This window comes from Mycobacterium ulcerans subsp. shinshuense, from assembly GCF_002355775.1.
GTDB classification, from domain to species: Bacteria; Actinomycetota; Actinomycetes; order Mycobacteriales; family Mycobacteriaceae; genus Mycobacterium; species Mycobacterium marinum.
This window is the reverse complement of sequence record NZ_AP017624.1, coordinates 2,769,412-2,795,172: the sequence shown is the minus strand read 5'-3', so window position 1 is coordinate 2,795,172 and position 25,761 is coordinate 2,769,412. Positions and strand designations below refer to the sequence as shown.

Sequence of the window (25,761 nt, the reverse complement as noted above, 5' to 3'; positions counted from 1 at the left end):
TGAAACCATGACAGTCAGCGCTTCGAGAAGCTCCCGCCATCGCCTGCGACGCACGGCGAAAAGCCTGGTGCGCGAGTGGAATCGGCTGGGTTCACAGATGCGGTTCTATGTCACCACGCTGACCCGGATCCCCGATGCGGTCATGCACTATCGCAGCGAGCTGCTGCGGGTGATCGCGCAGATGGGTTTTGGCGCGGGGACGCTCGCGGTGATCGGCGGGACGGTCGTCATCGTCGGGTTCTTGGCGATGACGACCGGCGCAATCGTGGCGGTGCAGGGCTACAACCAGTTTGCGTCGGTGGGTGTGGAAGCACTGACGGGCTTTGCGTCGGCCTTCTTCAATACTCGCGAAATTCAGCCGGGCACCGTCATGGTCGCGCTGACCGCAACCGTCGGCGCCGGCGCCACCGCGCAGCTGGGTGCGATGCGGATCAACGAAGAGATCGACGCGCTCGAGGTGATCGGTATCCGCAGCGTCAGCTACTTGGCCAGCACCCGGGTGCTGGCCGGAGTGGTGGTGGCCATCCCGTTGTTCTGCGTCGGACTCATCACCGCATATCTGGCCGCGCGGGCTGGCACCACCGCCATCTACGGCCAGGGGTCCGGTGTGTACGACCATTACTTCAATACGTTCCTGCGCCCCACCGACGTGCTCTGGTCGTCCTTCGAAGTCGTCGTGGTGGCACTCATGATCATGTTGGTCTGCACCTACTACGGGTACAACGCGCACGGCGGGTCGGCCGGGGTCGGCGAGGCCGTCGGCCGGGCCGTACGCGCGTCAATGGTCGTCGCCTCGATAGCAATCGTCATCATGACGCTGGCCATCTACGGCCAGTCACCCAACTTCCACCTGGCGAGCTAGTGGCATGGGTCGCGGGCCAGGAAAACACCGTCTGCACGATGCTTGGTGGACCGTGATCCTGTTCGCGGCGATCGTCGCGGCCATCCTCGTGACGACCGTGTCCTTCACCGGCACCTTGCGACCGTATGTTGCGGTCACCCTGACTTCGGAACGATCCGGGCTGGTGATGGACGCCGGCGCCAAGGTCATGTTGCGTGGGGTGCAGGTCGGCCGGGTCCGTCAGATCGACAGCAACCATGGCGCCAGTCTCGAACTGGAAATCGACCCCGACCAGATCCGTTACATCCCTGCCAATGTGGAGGCGCAGATCAGCGCCACCACCGCGTTCGGCGCGAAGTTCGTCGACCTGGTGATACCGCCGACCCCGAGTCGCGCTCGGCTGGCTGCCGGGGCGGTATTGCATTCCAAGAACGTCAGCACCGAGATCAACACCGTTTTCGAGAACGTCGTCGACCTGCTCAACATGATCGATCCGCTGAAGCTCAACGCCGTGCTGAGCGCGGTGGCCGAAGGCGTTCGCGGACAGGGGGAACGCATCGGTCAGGCAACCACCGATCTGAACCAGGTGTTGCAGGGACTCAATGCACGTCGGGACACGCTGCGCCAGAACTGGCGGTCGCTGCGAGATTTCAGCAACACCTATGACACGGCCGCGCGCGACATCTTGACGATCCTCGATGCGGCCAGCACCACCAGCACCACCGTGGTGGACCACGCGAGGTCGCTGCATTCCCTGCTGCTCAACGTGATCGGCTTGGCCGACACCGGGACCAATCTGCACGCCAACAACCGAGAGAACCTGACCACATCGATCAATATCCTCGAGCCGACCACGAATCTGCTACTCAAGTACAACCCCGAATACACCTGCTTGCTACAGGGCACCAAGTGGTACCTCGACAATGGCGGCTATGCGGCCTGGGGTGGCGCCGACGGACGCACCCTGCAGCTCGATGTCGCACTGCTGCTGGGCAATGACCCCTATGTCTTTCCCGACAACCTGCCGCTCGTCGCCGCAAAAGGCGGCCCCGGCGGTGCGCCGGGCTGCGGATCATTGCCAGATGCGACCAAGAACTTCCCAGTGCGTCAGCTCGTCACCGACACCGGTTGGGGAACCGGACTCGACATCCGGCCCAACCCCGGAATCGGGCATCCTTGCTGGGCCGACTACTTGCCCGTGACCCGCGCTGTGCCCCAGCCTCCTTCGGTGCGCCCCTGCCTGCCGGGGCCGGCGATCGGCCCCAACCCCGGGGGGCCGCCGTATGGGGCCGCGCTGTACGGCCCTGGCGGGGTGCCGCTATGGCCGGGGGTCCCGCCGGCTCCCACTGAGCCCGCATCGATACCCGAACCCCCTGCACCCCAGCAGGAGACGGGGACTCCATCACCATGACAGACCCATGACGGCACCGGGACGGCACCAGGGCGGCGCCGGTGCGTGCCGGTCAAGACAAGCAGGGGAGTAGCAATGCGGGAAGACCTCAGAGGCGTCGTGATCCGCCTCGGCGTGTTCCTGACGGTCTGCGCGCTGACCGTCTTTCTGCTGGTCGCTGTCTTCGGTCAGGTGCGCTTCGGCGACGGCAACACCTACTACGCCGAGTTCAGCAATGTCTCCAACCTCAGAGAAGGCAAGCTGGTCCGCATCGCAGGGGGTGAGGTCGGCAAGGTCGAGAAGATCTCCATCAATCCCGATGCGACCGTGAAAGTCGAGTTCACCGCCGACAATTCGGTCACCCTCACCCAGGGGACCCAGGCGGTGATCCGCTACGACAATCTCTTCGGCGACCGCTATCTGGCACTCGAGGAAGGAGCCGGCGGGCTCACGATCCTCAAGCCCGGTCAGACAATTCCGTTGGCCAACACCAAACCGGCACTGGATCTCGACGCCTTGATCGGCGGCTTCCGGCCACTGTTTCGCGCCCTGGACCCCCACCAGGTCAATGCGCTGAGCGACCAACTGCTGCAAGCATTTCAGGGCCAGGGCCCCACCATCTGAACTTTTCTGGACCAGGCTGCGGCCGTGACCAACACATTGGCCGATCGGGATCAGCTGATCGGTCAGGTGGTCACCAATCTCAACGTGGTGCTTGGTTCGCTGGGGGGTCAAAGCGACCGGCTGGACAAGGCCGTGGCGTCGCTGTCGCAGCTGATTGCGGGGCTCTCCGAACGCCGAACCGACATATCCAACGCGGTGGCATACACCAACGCCGCGGCCGGATCGGTCGCCGACTTGCTCTCGCAGGCCCGCGCACCGTTTTCGAAGGCGCTGCACGAGACCGACCGGGTCGCGACCATCGCGCTGGCCGATCATGACTACCTCGACAATCTGCTCAACACGTTGCCGGACAGATACCAGGCGCTGGTACGGCAGGGCATGTACGGCGACTTCTTCGCCTTCTACCTGTGTGACGTCGTGCTGAAGGTCAACGGCAAAGGTGGGCAGCCGGTGTACATCAAGGTCGCCGGTCAGGCCACAGGTCGGTGCACACCGAAATGAAGTCATTCGCTGAACGCAACCTGCTGCTGGTCGGCACCGTGGGCATCCTTACCGCCGCTGGCGTCGTGGGGGGTGCCCTGTAATATCAGAAGCTCCCGTTCTTCGACCAGGGCACCAGCGTCTGCGCATACTTCGCCGATGTGGGTGGGTTGCGGACCGGCAACACGGTGGAGGTCTCCGGCTATCCCGTCGGGAAGGTGTCCAGCATCGAGCTCGACGAGCCCGGCGTCCGGGTCACGTTCAAGGTCGACAAGAACATCCGCCTCGGTGAGCGCACCGAGGCGGCTATCAAGACCAAAGGCCTGCTGGGTAGCAAGTTCGTCGAGGTGATGCCGCGTGGAGAGGGCCATCTCACCGGCCCGATCCCCGTCGAGCGGACCATGTCGCCCTACCAGCTGCCCGACGCGCTGGGCGACCTGGCCAGCACCATCAGCGGATTGAACACCGGTCAGCTGTCCGAATCACTGGACACCCTGGCGCAGACCTTTGCCGACACCCCGGCCGATTTCCGCAACGCGGTACAGGGAGTGGCCCGCCTCGCACGAACACTCAACCAGCGTGACGTGCAACTGCGCAGCCTGCTGGACAACGCGGCCAGAGCCACTGGCGTGCTGGCCAAGCGCACCGATCAGATCGCGGGCCTGGTACGCGACACCAATGCACTGCTGGTGCAGCTTCGGACCCAAAGTGCGGCCCTGGACCAGATCTGGGCGAACATCTCCGCGGTAGCACGGCAATTGAAGGGCTTCATCGCCGACAACCGCCAGGAGCTACGGCCGGCGCTGGACAAACTCAACGGGGTGCTCGACATTGTCGAGAGTCGCAAAGAGCGCCTGCAGCAAGCGATTCCGTTGATCAACACCTACGTCATGTCACTCGGCGAATCGGTGTCCTCGGGTCCCTTCTTCAAGGCCTACGTGGTCAACCTGCTACCGGGCCAGTTCGTGCAACCGTTCATCGGCGCCGCATTCTCCGATCTGGGGCTGAACCCGGCCACCTTGCTGCCCTCGCAGCTGACCGATCCGCCCACTGGGCAACCCGGCATCCCGCCGTTGCCGATGCCCTACCCGCGCACCGGTCAGGGCGGCGAGCCGCGGTTGACGCTGCCGGACGCGATTACCGGCAACCCCGGCGATCCGCGCTACCCATACCGGGAGCCACCGCCGGCTCCACCGCCCGGGGGCCCACCACCGGGGCCGCCCGCGGTCGCACCGCCGGGCTTGGCGTCCACCCCGGGACCGGTCCAGGTGCCGGGCCCGCAGCCGGGTGGTGCGTCATGACCACGAGGTTGCGGCGGACCCGCTCGGTGCTGGCAACCACACTCATCCTGGTGTTGGTCGCCGGAGTGATCGCGGCAATGCGCACCGCCGGGGACGCGACCCGAACGCTCGTGGTCGCCTACTTCGACAACAGCAACGGGGTGTTCGCCGGTGACGACGTCCTCATCCGGGGCGTGCCAGTAGGCAAGATAGTCAAGATCGAGCCGCAGCCGCTGCGGTCCAAGATCTCGTTCTGGTTCGACCGCAAGTACAAGGTTCCCGCCGACGCCAAGGCGGCGATCCTGTCGCCACAATTGGTGACGGGTCGGGCGATCCAGCTCACCCCGCCCTACTCAGGTGGACCCACCACGGCCAGCGGCGCGATCATCTCGCAGCAGCGCACCGCGGTGCCGGTGGAGTGGGATGACCTACGCAACCAGCTACAACGACTGACCGAGTTGCTCAAGCCCACCGAGCCGGGCGGCGTCAGCACGTTGGGTGCCCTCATCAATACCGCCGCGGACAATCTACGTGGCCAGGGATCCACCATTCGTGACGCGATTGTCGAACTTTCACAGACGGTTTCGACTCTCAGCGATCACCGGAATGACATCTTCTCCACCGTACGAAACCTGTCCACGCTGGTGTCTGCACTGCACGACAGTGCCGACCTGCTCGAGCAACTCAACCACAACCTCTCCGCGGTTTCCTCGCTGCTGGCCACAGATCCGAACAAGGTCGGTCAGGCCGTGAAAGACATCAACGCGGTGGTCGCCGATGTGCAGAGCTTCGCCGCCGAGAACCGGGAGGCGGTCGACACCGCCTCAGACAAGCTGGCGTCGATCAGCAACGCGCTGGTGGCCAGCCTCGACGACATCAAGCAGACCCTGCACATCGGGCCCACGGTGCTGCAGAACTTCAACAACATCTTCGAACCGGCCAACGGGGCGCTCACCGGCGCGCTGGCCGCCAACGACTTCGCCAACCCAATCTCGTTTTTGTGCGGTGCAATTCAGTCCGCCTCCCGCTTGGGCGGCGAACAGGCAGCCAAACTCTGCGTGCAATATCTGGCTCCGATCCTGAAGAACCGCCAATACAACTTTCCCCCGCTCGGGGAGAACCTGTTCGTCGGCGCCCAGGCCCGGCCCAACGAAGTCACCTACAGCGAAGACTGGATGAGACCGGACTACGTTCCGCCACAGCCGGATATGCCGCCTGCGGAACCGCCAGCAGATGTGACTGTGGAACCCGACCCCGCCGCCGGGCTACGCGGCATGATGGTCCCGCCGGGAGGTGGCTGATGCGCGTCCGCCACCGGCGCCGGGTGGCGTCGCGTCTGGCCACAGTCCTGGTGACGATGGTTACCTTGGCCGCAGTATCCGGCTGCGGCTGGCGCGGTCTGAATTCGCTACCACTGCCGGGCACCGAGGGCAACGGGCCGGGTTCGTTTGTCATCCAGGCGCAGATGCCGGACGTCAACAACATCCAGCCGAACTCGAGGGTGCGGGTTGCCGACGTGACGGTCGGCCATGTGGCAAGAATCGAGCGCCAGGGCTGGCACGCGCTGGTGACGATCCGGCTGGATGCCGGCGTCGCGCTGCCGGCCAACGCGACCGCCCGGATCGGGACCACCAGCCTGCTCGGCTCTTATCACATCGAGCTGGCTGCCCCGAAACATGATGCACCGCAAGGCAGGCTGCGCGAGGGATCGCTGATTCCGCTGTCCCGCGGCGGAGCCTACCCGAGCGCCGAGCAGACCCTGGCGGCGCTGTCGCTGGTGCTCAACGGGGGCGGGTTGGGCCAAGTCCAAGACATCACCGAGGCATTGAGCACCGCATTCCGCGGGCGCGAGCACGATGTGCGCAGCCTGATCGCACAGCTGGATAGCTTCACCGCGACCCTCGACGACCAATCCGATGACATCATCGAAGCCACTGAGAGCTTGAACCGGTTGGTGGGAAAGTTCGCCCAACAGCAGCCCGTCCTGGATCGGGCGCTGGCCACCATTCCGGACGCCCTAGCCGTGCTCAATGACGAGCGGGACAAGCTCGTTACGGCAGCCGACCAGCTCAGCAAGTTCAGCGCCCTAACCGCCGACTCGGTGAACAAGACCAAGGCCAACCTGGTCAGCGAACTGCGGCAGCTCGGACCGGTTTTGAAATCGTTGGCCAACGCCGGACCCAGCCTGACCCGGTCGCTATCACTGCTGGCGACCTTTCCCTTTCCGAACGAAACGTTCCAGAACTTCCAGCGTGGTGATTACGCCAACTTGACGGCGATCGTCGACCTCACGCTGAGTCGAATAGACCAAGGGCTACTGACCGGCACCCGCTGGGCATGCCACCTCACCGAACTCGAACTGCAGTGGGGACGCACCATCGGTCAGTTCCCGAGCCCGTGCACCGCCGGATACCGCGGAACCCCAGGCAATCCACTCACCGTGCCGTACCACTGGGACCAGGGGCCCTAGATGCATCTAGAGCGCCGCGTCATGATTCAGCTGACCATCTTCGCCGTCATCGCGCTGAGCGTACTGGCGATCACGTTCCTGCACTTCGCCAAACTGCCGGCCATGCTCTTCGGCGTCGGCCCCTACACGGTGACAATGGAGCTGACGAAGTCCGGTGGGCTGTACACCTCCGGCAATGTCACCTATCGCGGCTCCGAAGTGGGCCGGGTGGAGTCGGTGCAGCTGACCGACACCGGGGTCGTGGCCGTCCTACCGCTGAAGTCGGGCATCGACATTCCGTCCGACCTCAAAGCCGAAGTGCATAGCCAAACCGCCATCGGCGAAACCTATGTCGAGTTATTGCCCCGCAACGCCACCTCGCCCCCGCTCAAGGACGGCGACGTGATCAGACTGGTCAACACCTCGGTTCCGCCCGACATCAACACCCTGCTCAGCGCGGCCAACACCGCCCTGGGAGCCATCCCGCACGAGAACCTGCAAACCGTCATCAATGAGTCGTACACAGCCGTCGGCGGCCTCGGTCCCGAACTCTCCCGTCTGATCACGGGCACCTCCAACCTGGCGATCGACGCGCGCAAGAACCTCGACCCGCTGATCGCACTGATCGACCAGACCCCGCCGGTGCTGGATTCACAAACCCATAGCTCGGATGCGATAGCCGGATGGGCGTCGCACCTGGCCGCGGTCACCACCGAACTGCAGACCCACGACCAAGCCGTCGCCGCAACCATCGACAATGGCGGCCCAGCATTGGACGAGGTGAACTCACTGCTCGAACGGGTGCAACCCACCTTGCCGATCCTGCTTGCCAACCTCGTCAGCGTCGGCCAGGTCGCGCTGGCCTACCAGAACGACATCGAGCAGCTGCTGGTGGTGTTCCCGATGGCCATCAGCGCCGAACAAGCCGGAATCCTGGCCAACGTCAACACCAAACAGGCCTACCACGGCCAGTATCTGAGCTTTAACCTCAACCTCAACCTGCCACCGCCGTGCTCCACCGGATTCCTGCCAGCCCAGCAGCAGCGAGTCCCCACCTTCGAGGACTACCCGAACCGTCCGGCCGGCGACCTGTACTGCCGGGTGCCGCAGGATTCGCCGCTCAATGTGCGTGGGGCGCGCAATATCCCGTGCGAAACCGTTCCCAGCAAGCGTGCACCAACGGTGAAGTTGTGCGAGAGCAACGAACAATACGTGCCGCTCAATGACGGCTACAACTGGAAGGGCGACCCCAACTCCACCCTTTCCGGCCAAGACATCCCACAACTCCCACCCGGCCCGCCGCCGCCTGCCGCCGCTGGGCCCGGGGAGGCTCCTCCGCCGCCCATCGCCGCCGCCGAGTACGACCCGGCCACCGGCACCTACACGGGACCGGACGGCCGCCAGTACACCCGGTCCGAACTGGCCCAAACCGCTCCGAAAGACCAGACATGGCAATCGATGCTGTTGCCACCACCGGTGCCCTGAAGCCAAGGGTGCACACGATCACCCCGATAGAACGGAGGGCCTCATGAGCGTGGTGACCAGTCCCGGACCGCCCCCAGCCGTAGCACTCGAACACCGATGCGCGGACTCCGCCGCCGAGAAACACCGGTCCGCGCCGCTGCGCGCCACGCTCTTCGGCCTGGCCGTGGTTGTTGCATTGGCAGCGCCACTGGAGTGGTTTGGATTTCGCGTTCATCTAGCCGGTCAGGCGCAAGCCCGACAAGGCCAAGCTCTGCGAGTCGCCAGGCAGGTTGCGCTGAACCTGACGACCATCGACTGGCAACATGGCGATTCCGACGTGCACCGCATTCTGGACAGCGCGACGGGGAAATTCTACAACGATTTCGCCGAACGCTCAAAGCCTTTCATCGAGGTCCTGCGGCAGGCCAAGGCCACCACGGTGGGCACCGTAACCGAGGCCGGACTGGAGTCGGAGACAGCCGACACGGCCCAGGCGCTGGTGGCGGTTTCGGTGCAGACCTCAAATGGCGGTGAACCCGACCCGATGCCGCGAATATGGCGGATACGCATCACCCTCGAGAGGGTCGACGACGGATTCAAAGCCGCCAAGGTCGGATTCGTACCGTGACCGCCGTCAGCCGGCCCGGCGCGGGCGAGTGCGGCGACACCGACACCGCGGGCAGCGGCGAACCACCGGCGGTGGTGCGGCGTCGACTTCGCTGGTGGCCGGTGATCGCCTACGGCCTGCTGCCCGCCCTGGCGCTCCTGCTGGCAGGCGGAACCGGGTTTGCGAAGTGGCAGGATTGCGCCGTTCGCGATGCGGCACAGGCACGTGCGGAATCCGTCCAGGCCGCCACCGCGGGGACCATCGCGCTGCTGTCCTACCGGCCTGACACCGTGCGCAGTGACCTCGAGGCCGCACGAGCCAAATTGACCGGCGCATTCCTGAGCGACTACACATCGCTGACCCGCGATGTGGTCATCCCGGGGGCCAAACAGAAGGATATTTCGGCGGTGGCCACCGTGCCAGCCGCGGCCTCGGTGTCGGCAACCGGCGAGCACGCGATCGTTCTGCTGTTTGTGAACCAGACCATCATCGTGAGCCAGGACCCGCCCACCAGCACCGCATCCAGCGTTCGGGTCACCCTCGACAAGGTCGACGGGCGGTGGCTGATTTCGCGATTTGACCCGGTGTGAGTCGGCCAGACACGAGGGGGCGGACCGGTCACGAAGGGCCAGTATGGGAAGGAAGACGACAATGCGACACCGATACCTGATTCTGTCCGCATCGGTCGCCATGGTGTCCGGCGCTGCGCTGGGCATGCCCGCGGCGCGCGCCGACAACAAGCGCCTCAATGACGGAGTGTTCGCCAATGTCTACACCGTCCAGCATCAAGCCGGCTGCACCAATGACGTGAGAATCAACCCGCAGCTGCAGCTGGCCGCGCAATGGCACACCCTCGATGTGTTGAACAACCGCGACCTCGGTGGCGGCATTGGTTCTGACGGATCCGCACCTTCCGACCGCGCCAGCGCCGCCGGCTTCCACGGCCAAGTCGCCGAAACCGTGGCCATCAATCCTGCCCTGGCGATCAGCGGCGTGGAGTTGCTCAACCAGTGGTATTACAACCCGGCGTATTTCGCGATCATGTCGGATTGCGCCAACACCGAAATCGGGGTGTGGTCAGAGAACAGCCCGGATCGCACGGTCGTGGTGGCTATGTACGGACAGCTCGACCGCCCGGTGGCGACACCACCGGTTACAGCGCCAACCGAGCCGCCGCCACCGGTGGCTTTGCCCGAGAACGTTCCGATCGACCCCAGCCCTGACTACGATGCCAGCGACGAGATCGAATACGGGATCAATTGGCTTCCCTGGATTCTGCGCGGCGTCTACCCGCCGCCCGCCATGCCACCCGAATAGGCTAGGGGTGCAACACCTTCAGAAGTTGACTCGCACTTCTGCCCACGGCTGCCGTACCGGCGCCAACGTTGGGTCTCGAGTTACTCCGCCGGTGGCCGGTAGTTCGCCGCCGAGTTCCGCAGCTGCCAGACTTGCTCGGGGCAAAGGAGATTGACCGCGTAGGACACCAGGTAGTTGGCCGCGAACTCGTCGTTAGGGGTCACATCATTCTTTACGTCACCCATCACCTGGGCGTAACTTTGACCGCCACTGACCTTGCCGCAGATCCCGTGTCCGTAGCCGATCGCGTCATTGTTCGGAAAATCGTAGTAGCGCCGCACCATCACGTTGTAGACGTATTCCACTTCTGGAGCCGGCGCGGCATATGCTCGCGTGGCCATACCCATGGGGATCGCGCCCAGGGCAACTGTGGCGGCTGCCAAGGCAATCGGCCAACTGCGATGCGCCATGGCTGCCATCCTATCCAGCAACGACCGGCGGATAAACAGGATCTAGCAGGCCAATTTGGCGCTGACCACCCGGGCCGCTGGCGAACGCGGCCTCAGCGCTCGCCCCCATGCTTGGCACCACGCGGATCGATGAGGTCACGAAAACGTTCCGCCCGATAGGTTGATGCACCCAGGTTTGTGACCCGCTCGACCAATAGCTTGTCCGACGTCACCACCCGAACGTCGCGCGGTTGCGGTTCCGCTGCGACCCGGCGCACGATCTCGTCGTCAGCCGAGTTGGCCGCCGCCTTGGGCGCATGCGCTACCTCGAGAACCGACGAGCAGATCGGCGCTGACGGAGGCCGCTCGAATATCACGGTGACGTCCTTTCCGCCGGCTCCGTCCTGCTCCGATGCCCAACGCTCGAGTCTGTGCACAAGCGCGACCATCGCGCCGTGGCGGTCCTTCCACCATCCGTCCGGCCGCGAGCCGATTACGTTCATGCCGTCGATGATCCAATGCACACTTCACCGTACGACGACGAGCGTGGGACGCGTCCGCCGAATCCTCGCCTAGCGATCTCGCGGCGGCGCCGAGCCCGTTACCACCATCTGCGTTTGCGGAACTTCCTGTTGATCTCGTTGCGGAATCGCTCAACATGCTGCTCGGTGGCCGCCGCTTCCATCGCACCGAGGGGGCATTGACGACCTCGAGGTGGGACAGGATCAGCAGGCCGTTCAACTGCTTGAGCCGTTCTGGGGTCGCCAGCGACTCTTCGTCGTCGACGTAGATGAGCAAGAAGTCACGAAGCGCCTGGCTGCCGGTCATCCGCACCGGGACTTTCATGTTCCGCAGGACTGTGGCCATGTCGGGGTCGGTCACAACAGCCTCTCTTTCGCTTCCGGGACTAGCACGTCACAGCGCAAGCGTAGGAGACCGGCGCCCCGAAGTGTCTGTGGGGCAGCGCAGCATTCTCGACGGCTTGGCGACGGTCTTGAACCCACCACCGCAGCGCACAACAGTGCGCCGGCCCCGCGCTGGTTGCCGAAGGCCCGCTACATCAAGCGTTCGACCGGGTGAGAGCCGCTCGCGTCCTCTCGCTGGCCCACGTCCGCCAGCCCGTTTTGTTCGCCCGCAGCCGCGGAGTCCTTACGTTCTTCCTCATCGGCGGGCCCGGTGGCTGATACCAGCCCTGGCTTGGATGCGCCGCCTGCCGACGAGCCCGCGCCCATCCCGCTTCCCATCGGCGCGGCACCACTCATCGCCGATGATCCCGCGTTGGCGGCCGCGGCCGCCATCGGCGAGGACTGCGACCCAATCAGTTGGGACACCAGCGGCTGGGCCGCGGGTCCCGCTTCGGTGGCAAACGCGCCGGCGCGCAGGCCCGCACCAGTCGCAAAACCAGAGCTGCCCGCGGCAGCGGGGTTCGACATTGCCGCGCCACGGAAGGTCAACGCGTCCGCGGCAACATCATCGGCGTCTCCGTACATGCGCGCGATGTCGCTGAGCGCCGTGCCGGTCCGCATCAACTCTTCTTGAGCCGCCACATTGGACGCCAACATCGTGGCCGCCTCCTGAGCAAAGGCCAGGACGGCCTGCGCCGAGACTTCTTCAGCTCCCGCCGGGATCAAACCGGTCAGCACAGTCATCGCTGCCGTGGTACCAGCACTGATGCCCTGGGTACCGATGTCGACCAGCTGAGAGCCAATGTCGCCTGCGGCCGGGTCGTGTGACATGGGATCCATTTGCACGCTCCTGTGTAATTGTGCGCTGCACGAATCGTTCGTGCCCTTGCAGTCCAACGACCAACTTATCCGTCGCGCGACTGTCGCCGCACACACCGTCCCAGCTTTGCTGGACGATTGCTCAATTCTACGACGGACTGGACCACTAGCCAGCAGGTTTTCTGGATCAGGACGATTACCAGGGCCAACACCTGAGAACATGCAGGAAATTCACTGTGCCAAGTGTGACCGCTCCCGCAATTACGGGCGAATTGTCGTGTAAATCACCGCCGAGTGCCCGCCCTCGCCAACGAGGACGATCGGCGCCGCCGGCACCGGCGGGTTCGCGGGTGAGCGCAATGCACAGAACCAGGAAGCCACTGCTTACTCCGACTATCCACTCACAGGCGCTGCGGGTGTGCGACCGAACCATATGTGGTGGCCCAAGACCCCACCAAGAACCTCGCAACCTGCAAGTTTCTCTCCCATATCAAATGCCGGCTTCGCGTGGTAGAGACGATGGCGGTCATTCCGCCCGGCCCGGGACGAAATCGTCGCACCGGCCTTGCGCTCGTCCGGCTTTGCGGACGTCGCGCGGACGGTACCGGCTGCCGACCAGCGTGCGGCCAGCTCAATGGCCGTTGCACGCATCGCCCGCGGGTGCCCCGAATCCGACCAGCTCGCCGTCGGCAATGGCCCATTCACCCGCTTTCCGATAACGGGTTCCCGGCCTTTTCCGGTAATCGGAACCGGCCACGACTGGGTTCACTTCACCGGCACCCGCGGAATCCTCCGGGAAAATCAACGGGCGCAAATAGTCGTGGCGATCACGGACACAATTCGACGGCCCACCGAGGTGTTTGGTCGTTGATCCCGACAGGTTCTTGCCCGGGCGATCTGCCGGTGCCGTAGCGCAGCCCGACAGTCACGCCACCGGTTGCGAGCATCGCCGGTCAGATTCGCAAGCGAGGCAAACCGACTGTTCAGAGCGGTGCTACGGGGTGACAAGACAGCCCCCAGGAGAACCCCTCCTGTCGTGTACATTCACTCCGTTCCGATGGGGTCGGCGACCAAGAGCGCGTAGTCCAGGACGCGGCCGCCGTGTCGCGCACGGACGAAGATCCAAAGGCGTCCAAAGACACGCCGGCCCGGCGATCGGTTGGATCTCCGACGGTTCGACAAGTGCCCACAACCCGGCCGGCGTCGGCCGGGGTGAGCGATAGGGGTGCCGGCACGATGGGGCTCACCGGCATTGCCGACGGGGCGGATCTCGCCCATCCCGGCGGGTTGGTCGCGGTGGCCGCCAACCACGATGGCGATCCAAATATGCCGATGCTTCCGGCGAGCCGGGCCGCACCTCCCGCCTGACGCGCTAACGGTGCGTATCGCTACCGCCACGCCAACCGGGACACGCCATTGCGTCCCGAATTCCCCTCGCCGGAGACGCGCCGCAGCAAATGCGACCCGAAGGAACGCTACCGTACTGTATATTAGCCTTCTGCCGAGGATGCCCGATGGGCAACGAGTCGGGACAGCAAGTTTTCGATGGCGTAGCAGCTGAGCCACAGAGGGGGATTGCGAAGTGACGTTGCGGTTGGGGCTTGCCGTCCTCTTGGAGACGACGGCTCGATGTGGATCGGGGGCAGCCAGATGTCGGTGACAGCGCTTTATGCGATGGCCTTGCCGCCGGAGTTGCACCGATTGCAACTGGAAAGCGGTGTGGGCCCTAGCCCGATGCTCGCCGCCGCCGGGGCCTACACCGCGTTGAGCGCAGAACACGCCGCCGCGGCCACGGAACTGACCGCCCTCTTGGCCCAGGTGCAGGCCGACACCTGGCAGGGCCCAAGCGCAGGGCGGTATCAAGCCGCGCACCTGCCGTATGTGGCGCGGCTGGAAAAGACCAGCGCCGACTGCGCGCAAACAGCCGTCGCATACGAAAGTGCCGTTGCGGCCTATGAACTCACCTTGGCCACCACGCCCACCTCGGCCGAGCTGATCGCCAACCGCACTCTTCGCGGCGTACTGATCGCGACAAACTTCTTCGGGATCAACACAATCCCGACCGCCGTCAATGAGGCATGGTATGCCGCGCAGTGGATCCGGACCGCGCTCGCGATGATCGCTTACGGCGCGGCCTGTGACGCGGCGGTGCTCTCGGCACCACCCAACACCCCCGCACCGATGCTGCTGGCCCCCGGCGCCGGCGAAGCCGCCGCCGCAGTCGACGGCGCCGAAGCGGCGGCCGTCGGCACGCTGGGGGCATACTCACCGTCTTGCTCACCGCGCTGTTCAACATCGTTTGGCGCATTATCGAGGCGATTATCGGCATCGTTATTGCAGCGTTTTCCTTAAGCCTTTCCGGAATCATACTTGCAATCCAGGTAGCGCTATTCGCCATTTACGTCGAAGTGTTCATCGCTTTCTTCACCTTTATTGGTTTTATCATCGCGAATCCGTGGCTCGTGCCGGCCGGCCTGCTGGCGCTATTCGCCCTTCCTCCGGCGCTGGCGCCCGAAGTGGCGACCGCCATCGCCGTCCCGGTCAGCGTGCCACTTGGTGTTGATCGGGTGGTTCATGACGCGCGGCTGGCGGAGGAGGCCAAGAAGGCATCCGATGGCGAACCGGCCCGGCGGGCGGTCGCATCTTCACTGGTCCGGGAAGTGCATGCACTGTCGCCGGCCGCCGTAGAGGTGAGCGACAGGGGAGCGGAGTCGATGGGATTTTCCGGGACCGCCGGCCAGGAAACACTCCCGCGACCTGGCGGGTTGATCACCCTGGCTGGCGATCAGTGCGATGGCGATCCACGTGTGCCGATGCTGCCGGCCACCTGGGCACCACATCCTGTGTGACCCGCTAAGGGCGGGTGTCCACGGGGGTACCAGCGTGAACCCGGTCCGAAACGATTCGCCCAACCCGGCTGTCAGAGATCCGGGTCAGAGTCCTTGAAGTAGCGGGCCAAGAACCCGGCTGCGGCGATGGTGGCCACGGAGCCGACGACTGCCCACAGCACGAACTGGAAGGCCACCGCCCCCATGAACCAACCAAACGTCATCGACACGTAGAGCAGCCATACCAACCGGAAGAAGGACCACGCCGCCAAGACTCCACAGCTGATTCCGATCGCCAGGCTTCGTTGCCGATCGACCCGGCTGATCTTCTCCTCGATGCTGGCGGGGACGATGTTCATCTGCGCTATTCCTTCCGTGGAGCGCCGCCTCGGTGGCGTCGTCGTTGGCACAAGTACAGATCGACGGGGTAGCTACCGATCCCAACAACGTCGGCCCGCGAGGGCATCGCCCCAGGCCAGGGGAGCGGGGCGGGGCTGCCCAGCAGCGCAGGTTCGGCGCTAGGCCAGGAATGCACCCGCCGCGGTGATGACGTCTCCCGCGGCCAGATCGCTCTTGGTGAGCTTCTTGAACAGCAGGCCGACGTTGTCCCCGGCTTTCGCCGTGTCCAGCTTCTTGCGGAATGCCTCGATGGCGTCGACTCGCACGCCTGAACCATCGTTGATTCGTACCTCGTCGCCGACCCGCAACTCGCCGTGTTCCACGCGCCCGGTAGCCACGATGCCCCGCCCCCGGATGAAGAACACGTCCTGAACAGTCATGCGAAACATGTGCGGCACGCTACCCGCCCGACGCCATCGACGGGTGTCGGCTGGCCGCCGTACGCTGACCCGCATGGGTTGGCTGCAGCGAGTGCGCAGAGCCAGCGTCGGACAACGGGTGACGCGCGCGGACAAGGCCGCGGCTCATAACGCGGCCGCCGAACTCAGCGCACTCACCACCGAGCGCGAGCGACTGCTGCGCGAGGGGCTGGAAGACGTAGCAACCATCGTCAGCATTCGGCGCAATGTCGCGAGCACGACGTTGGGTTCTTGGCACGAGCTCGAATTGGACGTGACACTGCCGCAGCAGGACCCATACCGCGCCATTCGGCGCATCGCGCTCGAACTGTCGAGCGCTCCACACCTCAGGGTTGGTCTGGACCTACCGGTCCGGGTTGACCCCACGGACCATTCCAAGGTCCTGATCGTCGCGCCGCTTTAGGCTCCCGAAGATACTCAGGTTCCCGGCGCGGTCACCAGACGCGTACCCAGTCGACCAGCATCTGTGCCGGATAGCTGCCCGGTCTGGGATCCCCGCCGCCGGATCCGGCAACCGCGAGGTTGAGGACGGGGAACACGGTGTAGCCGGGATCGTTGAACGGCCAGTCGGGTAGCGAATGCGCCGCGACGGTGAAGTAGGGCTGCGCCCCCTCGGCGTAGTCCTGCCAGAACCGCATACCGGTCTCGCCCCATTGGCATCGCCAGGTGTGCCACCCGCTGTCCAACGCGACGTTGCGGGTCTTCCACTCCGAACCGTTTGCTTTCGCGTGGACAGTGGTGGCCGACGGCCAGCTCCCGTTGCCGTACCACTCGATGATGTCGATTTCGCCGCGATCCTGGTTACCCAGCCACCAGGCCGGCCAGCAGCCGGCGGTCAGACAGTCGAATTTGATACGGGCTTCCCAGGTATGGCCGATGCCGCCCCGCCACGGACTTTGGATCTTGCCGGCGTATTAGGTGCCGCCGTCCTTCGCGGCTCGGATGACCAGATTCGACTTACCGTCCAGGAAGACGTTCTGCCGGTCGTCGCGGTACTGGCCGACGTTCTCGGGCCGTTCCCAGTACGTCGGGTCCTTCATCTCCTCGCGGGCTCGCGCCACCGTCCACTTCGACGAGTCGGGGGCAGAGCCGGCCGGACCATCGAATTCGTCGTGAAACAGGTAGGGGCCCGATTGGCCATTGGGCGCCGGCGCCAGAGGCATGTCCCGTCGAGACGAGTCGGCGCTGGCCGCCGGGACGGGCAGTGCCGCCCCGAGCACACCAAATCCGGTCATCAGCATCATCCGACGACGGTCCATCTCGGGCATAAGCCAGCGACGATAGCAGCCCGGCACCTGCTGCGCTAAAGCACGAACGGCGTCAACCGCTCAGCCGACTACTCGGAGGTCCGCACGACGAGCTTGCCCACGTTGGTGCCGTCGAAGAGCATGTTGATCGCCGTGGGCAATTGTTCGAAGCCGGTCACCACCGTTTCCAGCGGCGTGAGCTTGCCCTGCGCGATCAGACCGGCGATCTCCGCGGTCGCCTCGGCCGCGCGGCCCAGGTGATCAAGAATGATGAAGCCCTGCAGTGTGGCGCGTTGGACCAGCAGGTTTCCGAACGCTCGCGGTCCGGGTGGCGGATCGGCGGAGTTGTATCCCGAAATCAGGCCGCACAGCGCTACCCGCGCGCGGACGTTGAGCCGCGCGAAGATCGCGTCCATGATGTCGCCACCGACGTTCTCGAAGTCGACGTCGATGCCGTTGGGTGTCGCGGCGACAAGCTGAGCTGCCCAGTCGTCGGCCCGATGGTCGACGGCCGCGTCGAAACCGAGCTGCTCAGTGAGCAAAGCGCACTTTTGCGGCCCACCGGCGATCCCGACTACCCGCGCACCATCCGCCTTGGCGAGCTGGCCCGCCACCGAACCGACGGCGCCGGCCGCGGCGGATACGACGACTATTTCGCCGGGCCGTGGTTTGGCGATCTCGCGCATCCCGATCCATGCCGTGAGCCCGGTCATCCCGAGTGCGCCGAGGTAGGCGCTGGGGGAGACGCCGTCGGCGACCTCGACCGGAAAGAGCGGCGTCGTGTCCGAGACCACCGCGTAGTCCTGCCAACCGACCAGACCTTGCACGGTCAAACCCACCGGATAATTCGGATTCCTCGACTCGACAACCTCGCCGAGCCCGGCCGCGCGCATGACCTCGCCAATGCCAACCGGGGCAGATACGACGGCATGTCGTTGATCCAGCCGCGGTTGGTCGGATCCAGGGATATCCAGGTGACGCGTACCAGCGCCTCGCCATCGCCGATTTCGGGGATCGGGGCTTCGCTGAGCTCGAAAGTATTCGGACCGATGCGCCCAGTGGGACGTTCGCGAAGAAGGAATCGGCGGTTTCGATCGGGCATGAGCGCACGCTACCCCAGACCGATAGTGCGACATCGCGATCGGCACCATTCCGATTGGGGCGGTGGGTGGTTTCGTCTGCCGGTGCTATAACGCATACATGGCAGGCTTGGATTCCGGCGAAGGGCAAGTGATTACCCACGTCTCCGATACGGCCCGATGGACGGCCCTATATCGGGCCACCGAATCGGCGCGTCCGGATGCATTGTTCAGCGACCCCCTCGCCAATCGGCTTGCCGGAGAGCATGGCCGCGCTATCGTCGCCACAGTTCCGCGCACCACCCGTAACGGTTGGTGGCTCGTCGCGCGGACGAAAATCATTGACGACGCCATTGCCCGCGCGATCGCCAACGGTTGTGACCGAGTTTTGAACTTGGCTGCCGGCCTGGATACCCGGCCGTACCGGATGGATCTGCCCGCCGAATTGACCTGGATCGAAGCGGATCTACCGCTGCTGTTGGCGGAAAAAACACAGCTGCTCAGCGGCGAAACCCCGCGATGCCAGCTGACCCGCAGCGCCGTGGATCTAGCCGATCCAGCCGCTCGCGATGCCTTCTGCACCGAGGCACTGGCCGGTGCCGCCAAGGCACTTGTCCTGACCGAGGGCCTGCTGATGTACCTCGACGAACCGGATGTGATTGCCCTCTCTGAGGCGATACGACAACCCCAAGTGGGTTGGTGGATGCTTGATTTAGCCGGCCCTGCCCTCAAGAAAATGATGAACAAGAAGATGGCCGGCATGCTGCAGAACGCGCCGTTCAAGTTTGCACCCGACAACGGTTTGGCCTTCTTTGAAGGACTGGGTTGGCACGTAGCAGAGGCGGAATCCCTGTTTACGGCCGCGCAGCGGTTCCGCCGCCTGCCGATATCAATGCGCTCACTCGGGTGGCTTCCGCAGCCGAATCCGCGCCATCCGGGCCGCAGGCCCTGGAGCGCGGTTACGCTCCTTACTCAATGAGTACCTGAGAGACTCGTTGAGTTCGGAGAACTGTCAATTAACGCCTGCGTGCATTTCGCAGTGATCCGCCGCTGCCCGGCCCGAACCGTTACCCGACCCTAAACAAGCAGGTCATTCGCGTTTTCCAGAGAATTTCGGGCGCTCGCCCAGACCCCGACGGTTTGACGGAACCGTCAGGAATGCGTGGAATTCACGGCTAATTCTTACATTAAGACACGGTTTGATCACAGGTTTGCTGTCAATCCTTAACGGACAGGTGTTCGCGGCGTATGTACCGAACTCGGGTTGAACGAGAGGAGTTGACGAGCAGTGACGAATGCACCAGAGGCGGAGGTCATTTATCTGCAGTCACATCCGATGTGGCTTGCAGCTCGGCAGCGCGAAAATCAGCGCCGTGAAGAGATGCGCCGACACCCCGCCTACCTGGGCCGTCAGCGTGCTGCCGCGATGGGAGTCGACGTCAGCAACATGGGTAGCGCCGCCCGGGCATGGCTCAGCGCGGATTCGCCGGCCTGGCAGGGCTCCGGCGTTGTTGATTAGCAGGCTTGTGAGCTGGGGAATTGTGGATTGAGGAGGTCTAGGCGGCGGTTGGTGGTCAAAGCGGTGATCCGGCAGGCTTCGGCGATGTTGTCGGCGCCGTTGAGGCGGTGCAGATTGATCGCGGTGTTGCGTAGCGTTGCTAGGACCTGTGCGCCGTTTCCGGTATGTGCCCTTTGACGGTCTTCGTCGAAGGTGACGTCGCGTATCCAGTGCAGGCTGTTCTCGATTCCCCAGTGTTGACGCATCCAGGTCATGATCGCGGTAGGGTGGGCGTGCTCGAACGGCAGGCTGCAGATGGCATAGACCACCTCCACGCTGCGCTGGTCGGTGGCGGTGATCAAGCGTTCACGAGTGATCCGGATGATTTGTTTTGCGTAGGGGAAGCCGATTCCTCGTGCAGCGGTGATGATTTGCAGGGTGCGGGTCTCGACACGGCCGTGGCCGCGGGAGTCGTCGGTAGCGGCTGCGGGCACCTCGGCCCAGGGCAGCGCGGTGATACGCGCAAGTATTTTGGCTTGGTTGGACTTGACGATCATCAGGTAGTGCGACTTCAAGGTGGCGCAGATCAACTTCGCGGTGACGACCTGGGTATGCATCGCATCCACGGTGACCAGCCACCGCAAGCTACCCGGCAGCAGCGTGAGCAGGGCACGTACGCAGGGAATTTCATTGCTTTTCTCGGCGACAGCGAGTTGACCGAGCACCAATCGGGCACGGTGGGCGAACACCGACACGAGATGCGTGGCTGTCGCTTTGGCGCGTAAAGCACCACGCAGCATCTTGCCGTCCAACGCGATCGGCACCAATCCGCTGGGGTCGCTGCTGGCCACGTGTGCAGTGAAGTAACTGCCCATCCTGGCGTTGAGGTCGGCGGGGTCTAGCCGAGACAAAACAGCGCGGAAGGTCTTCTCACTGGGCCGCCGGAACCGGACCCCTAATTGGGCCAACACATCATCGGGAGCGGTGGCCGCCCATGTGGCAAAACCAGCATAGCCGCGCATCCCCGCGGCAGTGGCCAGAACCGCGATCGCCAACAAAGCCATCAGCGAATACCTCCGACCGCGTGGGTCCCTCGGGTCTGGCACCGAGGCCAACACATCGAGAAACTCCGATCCGATGAGCTCGCTGCGCTCACCAGGACTCCAGCGGTCGAACACCTCTGGAACCGACGACACAGGCAATACTGAAACGGTAGGCACGGGCAACTCCAGACCAACGACGAACAGTAACCAACTCGATCGTTCTCCAGATAGCCCGTGCCTACACTCCGGCCCCAATAGCGCGGCACCAAAGATCATCAACCCAGCTCACAAGCCTGCTAATCAACAACGCCGGAGCCCTGACCAAGAGGGTCTCCCTACTCGCGTGGCCGCTCGAACGGCGGTGACAGATCAGGCTCGCGAGCTCCGGCCGGAGGCCACTCGACACGCACGTTCGTCACGGTCGTTCGCGTTAGCCGCGAAGCGACGTCGGTGACCAGGACGTGCCTAGAAGGGAGTGTGATGGCGTTGCCCGACCTGCCCGATAGCGATCCGGGTCGCCCGAATGTGGTTGCCGAGGCTTGGCGAAGTATCAAACCCTCGGTCTTCGTTCCGGCGTCATTGGTGATCGTGACCATGATCGTTGTTTCAGTCGTCTACGCGCAGACCGCCGCCAATGCATTCGTGAAGCTCAACGCCGCAATCACCGCTGGGGTCGGGTGGTGGTACATCCTGGTCGCCACGGCTTTTGTCGTGTTCGCGCTCTACTGCGGTATCTCGCAGATCGGCACCATCCGGCTCGGCAGCGACGACGAGGTACCCGAGTACGGCTTTTGGGCATGGCTGGCGATGCTGTTCAGCGCGGGTATGGGCATCGGTTTGGTGTTCTACGGTGTGGCCGAGCCGCTCAGCCACTACGCCCATCCACCTCAGTCCCGCGGCGTGCCCGCACTCACCGATGCGGCGGCCAACCAGGCGATGGCACTGACCCTGTTCCACTGGGGTCTGCACGCGTGGGCGATCTACGTGGTGGCTGGCCTCGGCATGGCCTACATGACCTATCGGCGGGGACGCCCCTTGTCGGTGCGGTGGCTGCTGGAGCCGGTCTTGGGGCGGCGCCGAGTCGAAGGCGTGCTGGGACACGCGGTCGATGTCGTTGCCATCGTGGGAACACTGTTCGGTGTCGCCACATCACTGGGCTTTGGCATCACCCAGATTGCCTCCGGCCTGGAGTATCTCGGCTGGATCGAGACGAACAACTGGTGGATCATCGCCATGATCGGCGCGACCACCGCCGCCGCGACGGCATCGGTGGTCAGCGGTGTCAGCAAGGGTTTGAAGTGGCTGTCAAACATCAACATGGCATTGGCGGCCCTATTGGCCCTGTTCGTGCTGTTACTCGGACCGACACTTTTCTTGCTGCAGTCGTGGGTGCAGAACTTGGGCGGCTACGCCCAGTCCCTGCCACAGTTCATGCTGCGCACCGCGCCGTTCTCGCACGACAGCCGGCTCGGCAACTGGACCATTTTCTACTGGGGCTGGTGGATCAGCTGGGCGCCGTTTGTCGGGATGTTCATCGCGCGGATATCGCGCGGGCGCACGATCCGAGAGTTCATTGGGGCGGTGCTGCTGGTACCCACCGTGATTGCCTCGCTGTGGTTCACCATCTTTGGTGACGCCGCGCTGTTGCGCCAGCGAAACGACGGCGACATGCTGGTCAACGGCGCCGTGGACACCAACACGTCGCTGTTCCGATTGCTCGGCGATCTGCCCATCGGCGTCATCACCAGCGTTCTTGCGGTGCTAGTGCTTGCGGTGCTAGTGATCGTGTTCTTCTTCATCACGTCGTCGGACTCGGGTTCGCTCGTGATCGACATCTTGTCCGCGGGTGGCGAGCTGGATCCGCCCAAGCTGACCCGGGTGTACTGGGCGGTGCTCGAGGGGACCGCCGCCGCGATATTGCTGCTGGTTGGCGGCTCCGGGTCGCTGACCGCGTTGCAGACCGCTTCCATTGCCACCGCCCTGCCGTTCTCCATCGTCATGGTGGTGGCGTGTTACGCCATGCTAAAAGCGTTCCGCTTCGATCTACTCACCACGCCCAGGCTGCTGCATGTCACCGTGCCCGACGTGGTATCGGACGGCAACCGGCAGCGCCGCGACATCTCCGCGACCCTGGCCGGGCTTATCGCGGTTCGCGACGTCGATAGCGGTACCTGCAGCGTGCACCCCGACACCGGCGCGCTAACCGTCATAACTCCACCAGATCCGTTGGGCGGGCACATGTTTGACACCAGCGAGCAAGACGGCCAAAGAAATCCAACATCGTCGGCGTAGGCCGCGAAGCCAACCGGCCGACGCCGCTCCTCGCAGTGGCCCCCGCGAGCTATTGGTTCACGGGGGTCACTACGAGTCAGCAATCGATACCGGACTACTCGAGATCGAACCGGTCGTTGTTCATGACCTTGGCCCACGCCGCGGCGAAGTCCTCAGCGAACTTCTGCTTGGCGTCGCTTTGGGCATAGACCTCGGCCAGTGCGCGCAGCACCGAGTTCGAACCGAACACCAGATCGTTGGCGGTGGCCGTCCACTTGAGCTGCCCCGAGGAGCGGTCGCACCCTTCGTAGACGTTCTCCGCCGCGTCCGAGGCCTTCCACTCCGTGCCCATATCGAGCAGGTTCACGAAGAAATCATTGGACAGCACGCCCGGCTTGTCGGTGAACACGCCATGCTTGGAGCCGCCGTGATTGGCGCCCAGCGCACGCAACCCACCAACCAGCACCGTCATCTCCGGAGCCGTCACCCCGAGCCGATACGCCCGTTCGATCAGCAGGTGCTCCAGCGGAGCCTTCTCACCGACCCGGACATAGTTGCGGAATCCGTCCGCGCGCGGTTCGAGCACCGCGAACGACTCCACGTCGGTGTTCTCCTGCGATGCGTCGGTGCGCCCGGGGGAGAACGGCACCGAGACCTCGTGACCGCCATCCTTGGCCGCCTTCTCGACCGCTGCCGAGCCAGCCAACACGATCAGGTCGGCAAGCGAAATCTTCTTGCCGCCGGCCGCCGAGCTGTTGAAGTCCTGCTGGATTCCCTCCAGCACAGACAGCACCTGGTCGAGGTCTGCGGGCTCGTTGGATTCCCAGCTCTTCTGCGGTTCCAGACGCAACCGCCCTCCATTGGCACCGCCGCGCTTGTCGGTGCGCCGGAAGCTGCTCGCCGCCGACCATGCCGTCTTGACCAGCTGCGCAGCCGTCAGGCCGGACGCGAGCACCTTGCTCTTCAGCGCCGCAACGTCCTTGGCGTCAACCAGCTCGTGGTCAACGTCGGGCACCGGGTCTTGCCAGAGCTGCGGCTCGGCAACCCAGGGTCCGAGGTAGCGGCTGACCGGTCCCATGTCCCGGTGCAACAGCTTGTACCAGGCCTTGGCGAACGCCTCGGTCAGCTCCTCCGGATGTTCCAGCCAGCGCTGGGTGATCCGCCGATAGATCGGGTCCTCGCGCATCGATATGTCGGTGACCAGCATCGTCGGGGCGCGCCCCGGCCCGCCGAACGGATCGGGGATCGTGCCTGCGCCGGCACCATCCTTGGCCGTGAACTGCCACGCGCCGGCCGGACTCTTGGTGAGCTCCCACTCGTAGCCGTAGAGCAGCTCCAGGAATCCGTTACCCCACTGGGTGGGGGTCGGGGTCCAGACCACTTCGAGACCGCTGGTGATCGCGTCCTTGCCCTTGCCGCTACCAAACGAGCTCTTCCAGCCAAACCCCTGCTGTTCGATCGGGGCGGCCTCCGGCTCGGGACCGACCAGGTCGGCGTCGCCGGCACCGTGGGTCTTGCCGAAGCTGTGGCCGCCGACGATCAGTGCGGCGGTCTCCTCGTCGTTCATCGCCATGCGGGCGAAGGTTTCCCGAATGTCGTGCGCGGCGGCAACCGGATCGGGCTTGCCCTCGGGCCCCTCGGGGTTGACGTAGATCAAACCCATGGTGGTCGCGCCGTAGGGTTGGGCGAGGTCGCGCTTGCCCGAGTAGCGCTTATCGGTGCCCAGCCAGACGTCCTCTTCGCCCCACATGACCTCTTCGGGCTGCCAGACGTCCTCACGACCGAACCCAAAGCCGAAGGTCTTGAATCCCATCGAATCCAAGGCACAGTTCCCGGCGAAGATAATCAGGTCCGCCCAGGAGATCTCGCTGCCGTACTTCTGCTTGACCGGCCACAGCAGTCGGCGTGCCTTGTCCAGGCTGACGTTGTCCGGCCAGCTGTTGAGCGGAGCGAATCGCTGCATGCCCTGGCCACCGCCGCCGCGACCATCTTGGATGCGGTAGGTACCGGCGGCGTGCCAGCTCATCCGGATGAACAGGCCACCGTAGTGGCCATAGTCGGCGGGCCACCAGTCCTGCGAGGTGGTCATCACCGACATGACGTCGGCCTTGAGCGCATCGACGTCGAGCTTGGCGAACTCTTTCGGGTAGTCGAAATCAGCACCGAGCGGGCTGGCCTGAGACGGGTGCGGATGCAGCATCGACACGTCGATCTGGTTGGGCCACCAGTCCCGGTTGGTCATCGGCGCGTGATCCTGCGGGGTGGGGGAGGAGATTGCGGGGCTTTCGCTTTCGCTATTGCTCTGGGTCGAGGTGTCGGGTTGAGGTGGGCGGCTATCGGATGACACAGCATTCCTTTCAGGGGTGGGTGAAT

23 protein-coding genes and 4 pseudogenes are annotated in these 25,761 nt (G+C 64.4%); 17 read left to right on the top strand and 10 right to left on the bottom strand.

Annotated elements, in window-relative coordinates:
• Window positions 1–7: 7 nt before the first annotated feature.
• From SHTP_RS12470 to SHTP_RS12425, 10 genes and pseudogenes are all read left to right on the top strand, one after another.
• Entirely contained in the window at window positions 8–862 is an 855-nt protein-coding gene (locus SHTP_RS12470; RefSeq protein ID WP_096370759.1) for an ABC transporter permease, read from the top strand.
• A gap of 4 nt (window positions 863–866) precedes the next feature.
• Window positions 867–2,252: an MCE family protein gene (locus SHTP_RS12465; RefSeq protein WP_096370758.1), complete on the top strand. Its 1,386-nt coding sequence runs from the start codon at window positions 867–869 to the stop codon at window positions 2,250–2,252.
• Between the two features lie 75 nt (window positions 2,253–2,327).
• Window positions 2,328–3,356, top strand: a pseudogene (locus SHTP_RS12460) (virulence factor Mce family protein).
• Window positions 3,353–4,636: pseudogene (locus SHTP_RS12455) on the top strand (virulence factor Mce family protein). Before SHTP_RS12460 ends, SHTP_RS12455 begins: the two co-directional pseudogenes overlap by 4 nt.
• The gene (locus tag SHTP_RS12450) at window positions 4,633–5,916 is read left to right on the top strand and encodes an MCE family protein (protein ID WP_096370757.1); all 1,284 of its coding nucleotides are present in this window, start codon (window positions 4,633–4,635) and stop codon (window positions 5,914–5,916) included. Before SHTP_RS12455 ends, SHTP_RS12450 begins: the two are co-directional and overlap by 4 nt.
• A complete protein-coding gene (locus SHTP_RS12445; protein WP_096370756.1) occupies window positions 5,916–7,085 on the top strand; it encodes a virulence factor Mce family protein in 1,170 nt (389 codons plus the stop codon). Before SHTP_RS12450 ends, SHTP_RS12445 begins: the two co-directional genes overlap by 1 nt.
• Window positions 7,086–8,549 carry an MCE family protein gene (locus SHTP_RS12440; RefSeq protein WP_096370755.1) on the top strand — a complete coding sequence of 488 codons (1,464 nt, stop codon included), beginning with the start codon at window positions 7,086–7,088 and terminating at the stop codon, window positions 8,547–8,549. It abuts the gene before it with no gap.
• Window positions 8,550–8,592: 43 nt separating this feature from the next.
• Window positions 8,593–9,156, top strand: a complete 564-nt coding sequence (locus tag SHTP_RS12435) for an Rv1363c family protein (RefSeq protein WP_096370754.1) — start codon at window positions 8,593–8,595, stop codon at window positions 9,154–9,156.
• Window positions 9,153–9,725: a hypothetical protein gene (locus SHTP_RS12430; RefSeq protein WP_011740761.1), complete on the top strand. Its 573-nt coding sequence runs from the start codon at window positions 9,153–9,155 to the stop codon at window positions 9,723–9,725. Before SHTP_RS12435 ends, SHTP_RS12430 begins: the two co-directional genes overlap by 4 nt.
• Window positions 9,726–9,786: 61 nt before the next feature.
• A complete protein-coding gene (locus tag SHTP_RS12425; RefSeq protein WP_096370753.1) occupies window positions 9,787–10,452 on the top strand; it encodes a CAP domain-containing protein in 666 nt (221 codons plus the stop codon).
• Window positions 10,453–10,532: 80 nt separating this feature from the next.
• Here SHTP_RS12425 and SHTP_RS12420 read toward each other — a convergent pair whose 3' ends face one another.
• The 3 genes from SHTP_RS12420 to SHTP_RS12405 form a co-directional block, all read right to left on the bottom strand.
• Entirely contained in the window at window positions 10,533–10,901 is a 369-nt protein-coding gene (locus tag SHTP_RS12420) for a DUF732 domain-containing protein (protein WP_096370752.1), read from the bottom strand.
• Window positions 10,902–10,993: 92 nt separating this feature from the next.
• Window positions 10,994–11,404 (bottom strand): NYN domain-containing protein, encoded by a 411-nt coding sequence (locus tag SHTP_RS12415; RefSeq protein ID WP_096370751.1) that lies wholly within the window; start codon window positions 11,402–11,404, stop codon window positions 10,994–10,996.
• A gap of 531 nt (window positions 11,405–11,935) precedes the next feature.
• On the bottom strand, window positions 11,936–12,625 hold the full coding sequence (locus tag SHTP_RS12405; RefSeq protein ID WP_015355632.1) for a type VII secretion system ESX-1 target, MMAR_2894 family: 690 nt from the start codon (window positions 12,623–12,625) through the stop codon (window positions 11,936–11,938).
• A 1,191-nt stretch (window positions 12,626–13,816) separates the two neighbouring features.
• Here SHTP_RS12405 and SHTP_RS12400 point away from each other — a divergent pair.
• The 3 genes from SHTP_RS12400 (at window position 13,817) to SHTP_RS28950 (ending at window position 15,453) form a co-directional block, all read left to right on the top strand.
• Complete coding sequence (locus SHTP_RS12400; protein ID WP_157756323.1) at window positions 13,817–13,972, top strand: PPW family C-terminal domain-containing PPE protein; 156 nt, start codon at window positions 13,817–13,819, stop codon at window positions 13,970–13,972.
• Between the two features lie 366 nt (window positions 13,973–14,338).
• On the top strand, window positions 14,339–14,956 hold the full coding sequence (locus SHTP_RS28955; RefSeq protein WP_231991769.1) for a PPE family protein: 618 nt from the start codon (window positions 14,339–14,341) through the stop codon (window positions 14,954–14,956).
• Window positions 14,878–15,453, top strand: a complete 576-nt coding sequence (locus tag SHTP_RS28950) for a PPW family C-terminal domain-containing PPE protein (RefSeq protein WP_231991420.1) — start codon at window positions 14,878–14,880, stop codon at window positions 15,451–15,453. The genes SHTP_RS28955 and SHTP_RS28950 overlap by 79 nt, the downstream gene beginning before the upstream one ends.
• A gap of 71 nt (window positions 15,454–15,524) precedes the next feature.
• On the opposite strand, the gene SHTP_RS12390 is transcribed toward SHTP_RS28950, so the two are convergent.
• Together SHTP_RS12390 and SHTP_RS12385 are read right to left on the bottom strand one after the other, a co-directional pair.
• A complete protein-coding gene (locus SHTP_RS12390; protein WP_015355636.1) occupies window positions 15,525–15,791 on the bottom strand; it encodes a hypothetical protein in 267 nt (88 codons plus the stop codon).
• 159 nt (window positions 15,792–15,950) lie between these two features.
• Window positions 15,951–16,220 carry an EF-Tu/IF-2/RF-3 family GTPase gene (locus SHTP_RS12385; RefSeq protein ID WP_011740756.1) on the bottom strand — a complete coding sequence of 90 codons (270 nt, stop codon included), beginning with the start codon at window positions 16,218–16,220 and terminating at the stop codon, window positions 15,951–15,953.
• 64 nt (window positions 16,221–16,284) lie between these two features.
• Here SHTP_RS12385 and SHTP_RS12380 point away from each other — a divergent pair, with 64 nt between their 5' ends.
• Window positions 16,285–16,653: a hypothetical protein gene (locus SHTP_RS12380; RefSeq protein ID WP_096370749.1), complete on the top strand. Its 369-nt coding sequence runs from the start codon at window positions 16,285–16,287 to the stop codon at window positions 16,651–16,653.
• Window positions 16,654–16,684: 31 nt separating this feature from the next.
• Here SHTP_RS12380 and SHTP_RS12375 read toward each other — a convergent pair.
• From SHTP_RS12375 to SHTP_RS30695, 3 genes and pseudogenes are all read right to left on the bottom strand, one after another.
• Window positions 16,685–17,518: pseudogene (locus SHTP_RS12375) on the bottom strand (glycoside hydrolase family 16 protein).
• 68 nt (window positions 17,519–17,586) lie between these two features.
• Window positions 17,587–18,183 carry a zinc-binding dehydrogenase gene (locus tag SHTP_RS30700; protein ID WP_231991797.1) on the bottom strand — a complete coding sequence of 199 codons (597 nt, stop codon included), beginning with the start codon at window positions 18,181–18,183 and terminating at the stop codon, window positions 17,587–17,589.
• 153 nt (window positions 18,184–18,336) lie between these two features.
• A pseudogene (locus SHTP_RS30695) lies at window positions 18,337–18,599 on the bottom strand (NADP-dependent oxidoreductase); the annotation flags it as partial.
• A gap of 98 nt (window positions 18,600–18,697) precedes the next feature.
• Between SHTP_RS30695 and SHTP_RS12365 the strand changes: the two are divergent.
• Together SHTP_RS12365 and SHTP_RS12360 are read left to right on the top strand one after the other, a co-directional pair.
• The gene (locus SHTP_RS12365; RefSeq protein ID WP_096370748.1) at window positions 18,698–19,555 is read left to right on the top strand and encodes a class I SAM-dependent methyltransferase; all 858 of its coding nucleotides are present in this window, start codon (window positions 18,698–18,700) and stop codon (window positions 19,553–19,555) included.
• Between the two features lie 309 nt (window positions 19,556–19,864).
• Window positions 19,865–20,095 (top strand): hypothetical protein, encoded by a 231-nt coding sequence (locus tag SHTP_RS12360; protein ID WP_096370747.1) that lies wholly within the window; start codon window positions 19,865–19,867, stop codon window positions 20,093–20,095.
• Here SHTP_RS12360 and SHTP_RS12355 read toward each other — a convergent pair.
• Window positions 20,092–21,294: an ISAs1-like element IS2404/ISMul1 family transposase gene (locus tag SHTP_RS12355; protein WP_420873000.1), complete on the bottom strand. Its 1,203-nt coding sequence runs from the start codon at window positions 21,292–21,294 to the stop codon at window positions 20,092–20,094. The genes SHTP_RS12360 and SHTP_RS12355 overlap by 4 nt on opposite strands.
• A 303-nt stretch (window positions 21,295–21,597) precedes the next feature.
• Between SHTP_RS12355 and SHTP_RS12350 the strand changes: the two genes are divergently transcribed.
• Window positions 21,598–23,409 carry a BCCT family transporter gene (locus tag SHTP_RS12350; protein WP_096370745.1) on the top strand — a complete coding sequence of 604 codons (1,812 nt, stop codon included), beginning with the start codon at window positions 21,598–21,600 and terminating at the stop codon, window positions 23,407–23,409.
• Window positions 23,410–23,503: 94 nt separating this feature from the next.
• Here the strand turns inward: SHTP_RS12350 and katG are convergent, their stop codons facing one another.
• Entirely contained in the window at window positions 23,504–25,735 is a 2,232-nt protein-coding gene (katG, locus tag SHTP_RS12345; protein WP_096370744.1) for a catalase/peroxidase HPI, read from the bottom strand.
• Between the last annotated feature and the right edge of the window lie 26 nt (window positions 25,736–25,761).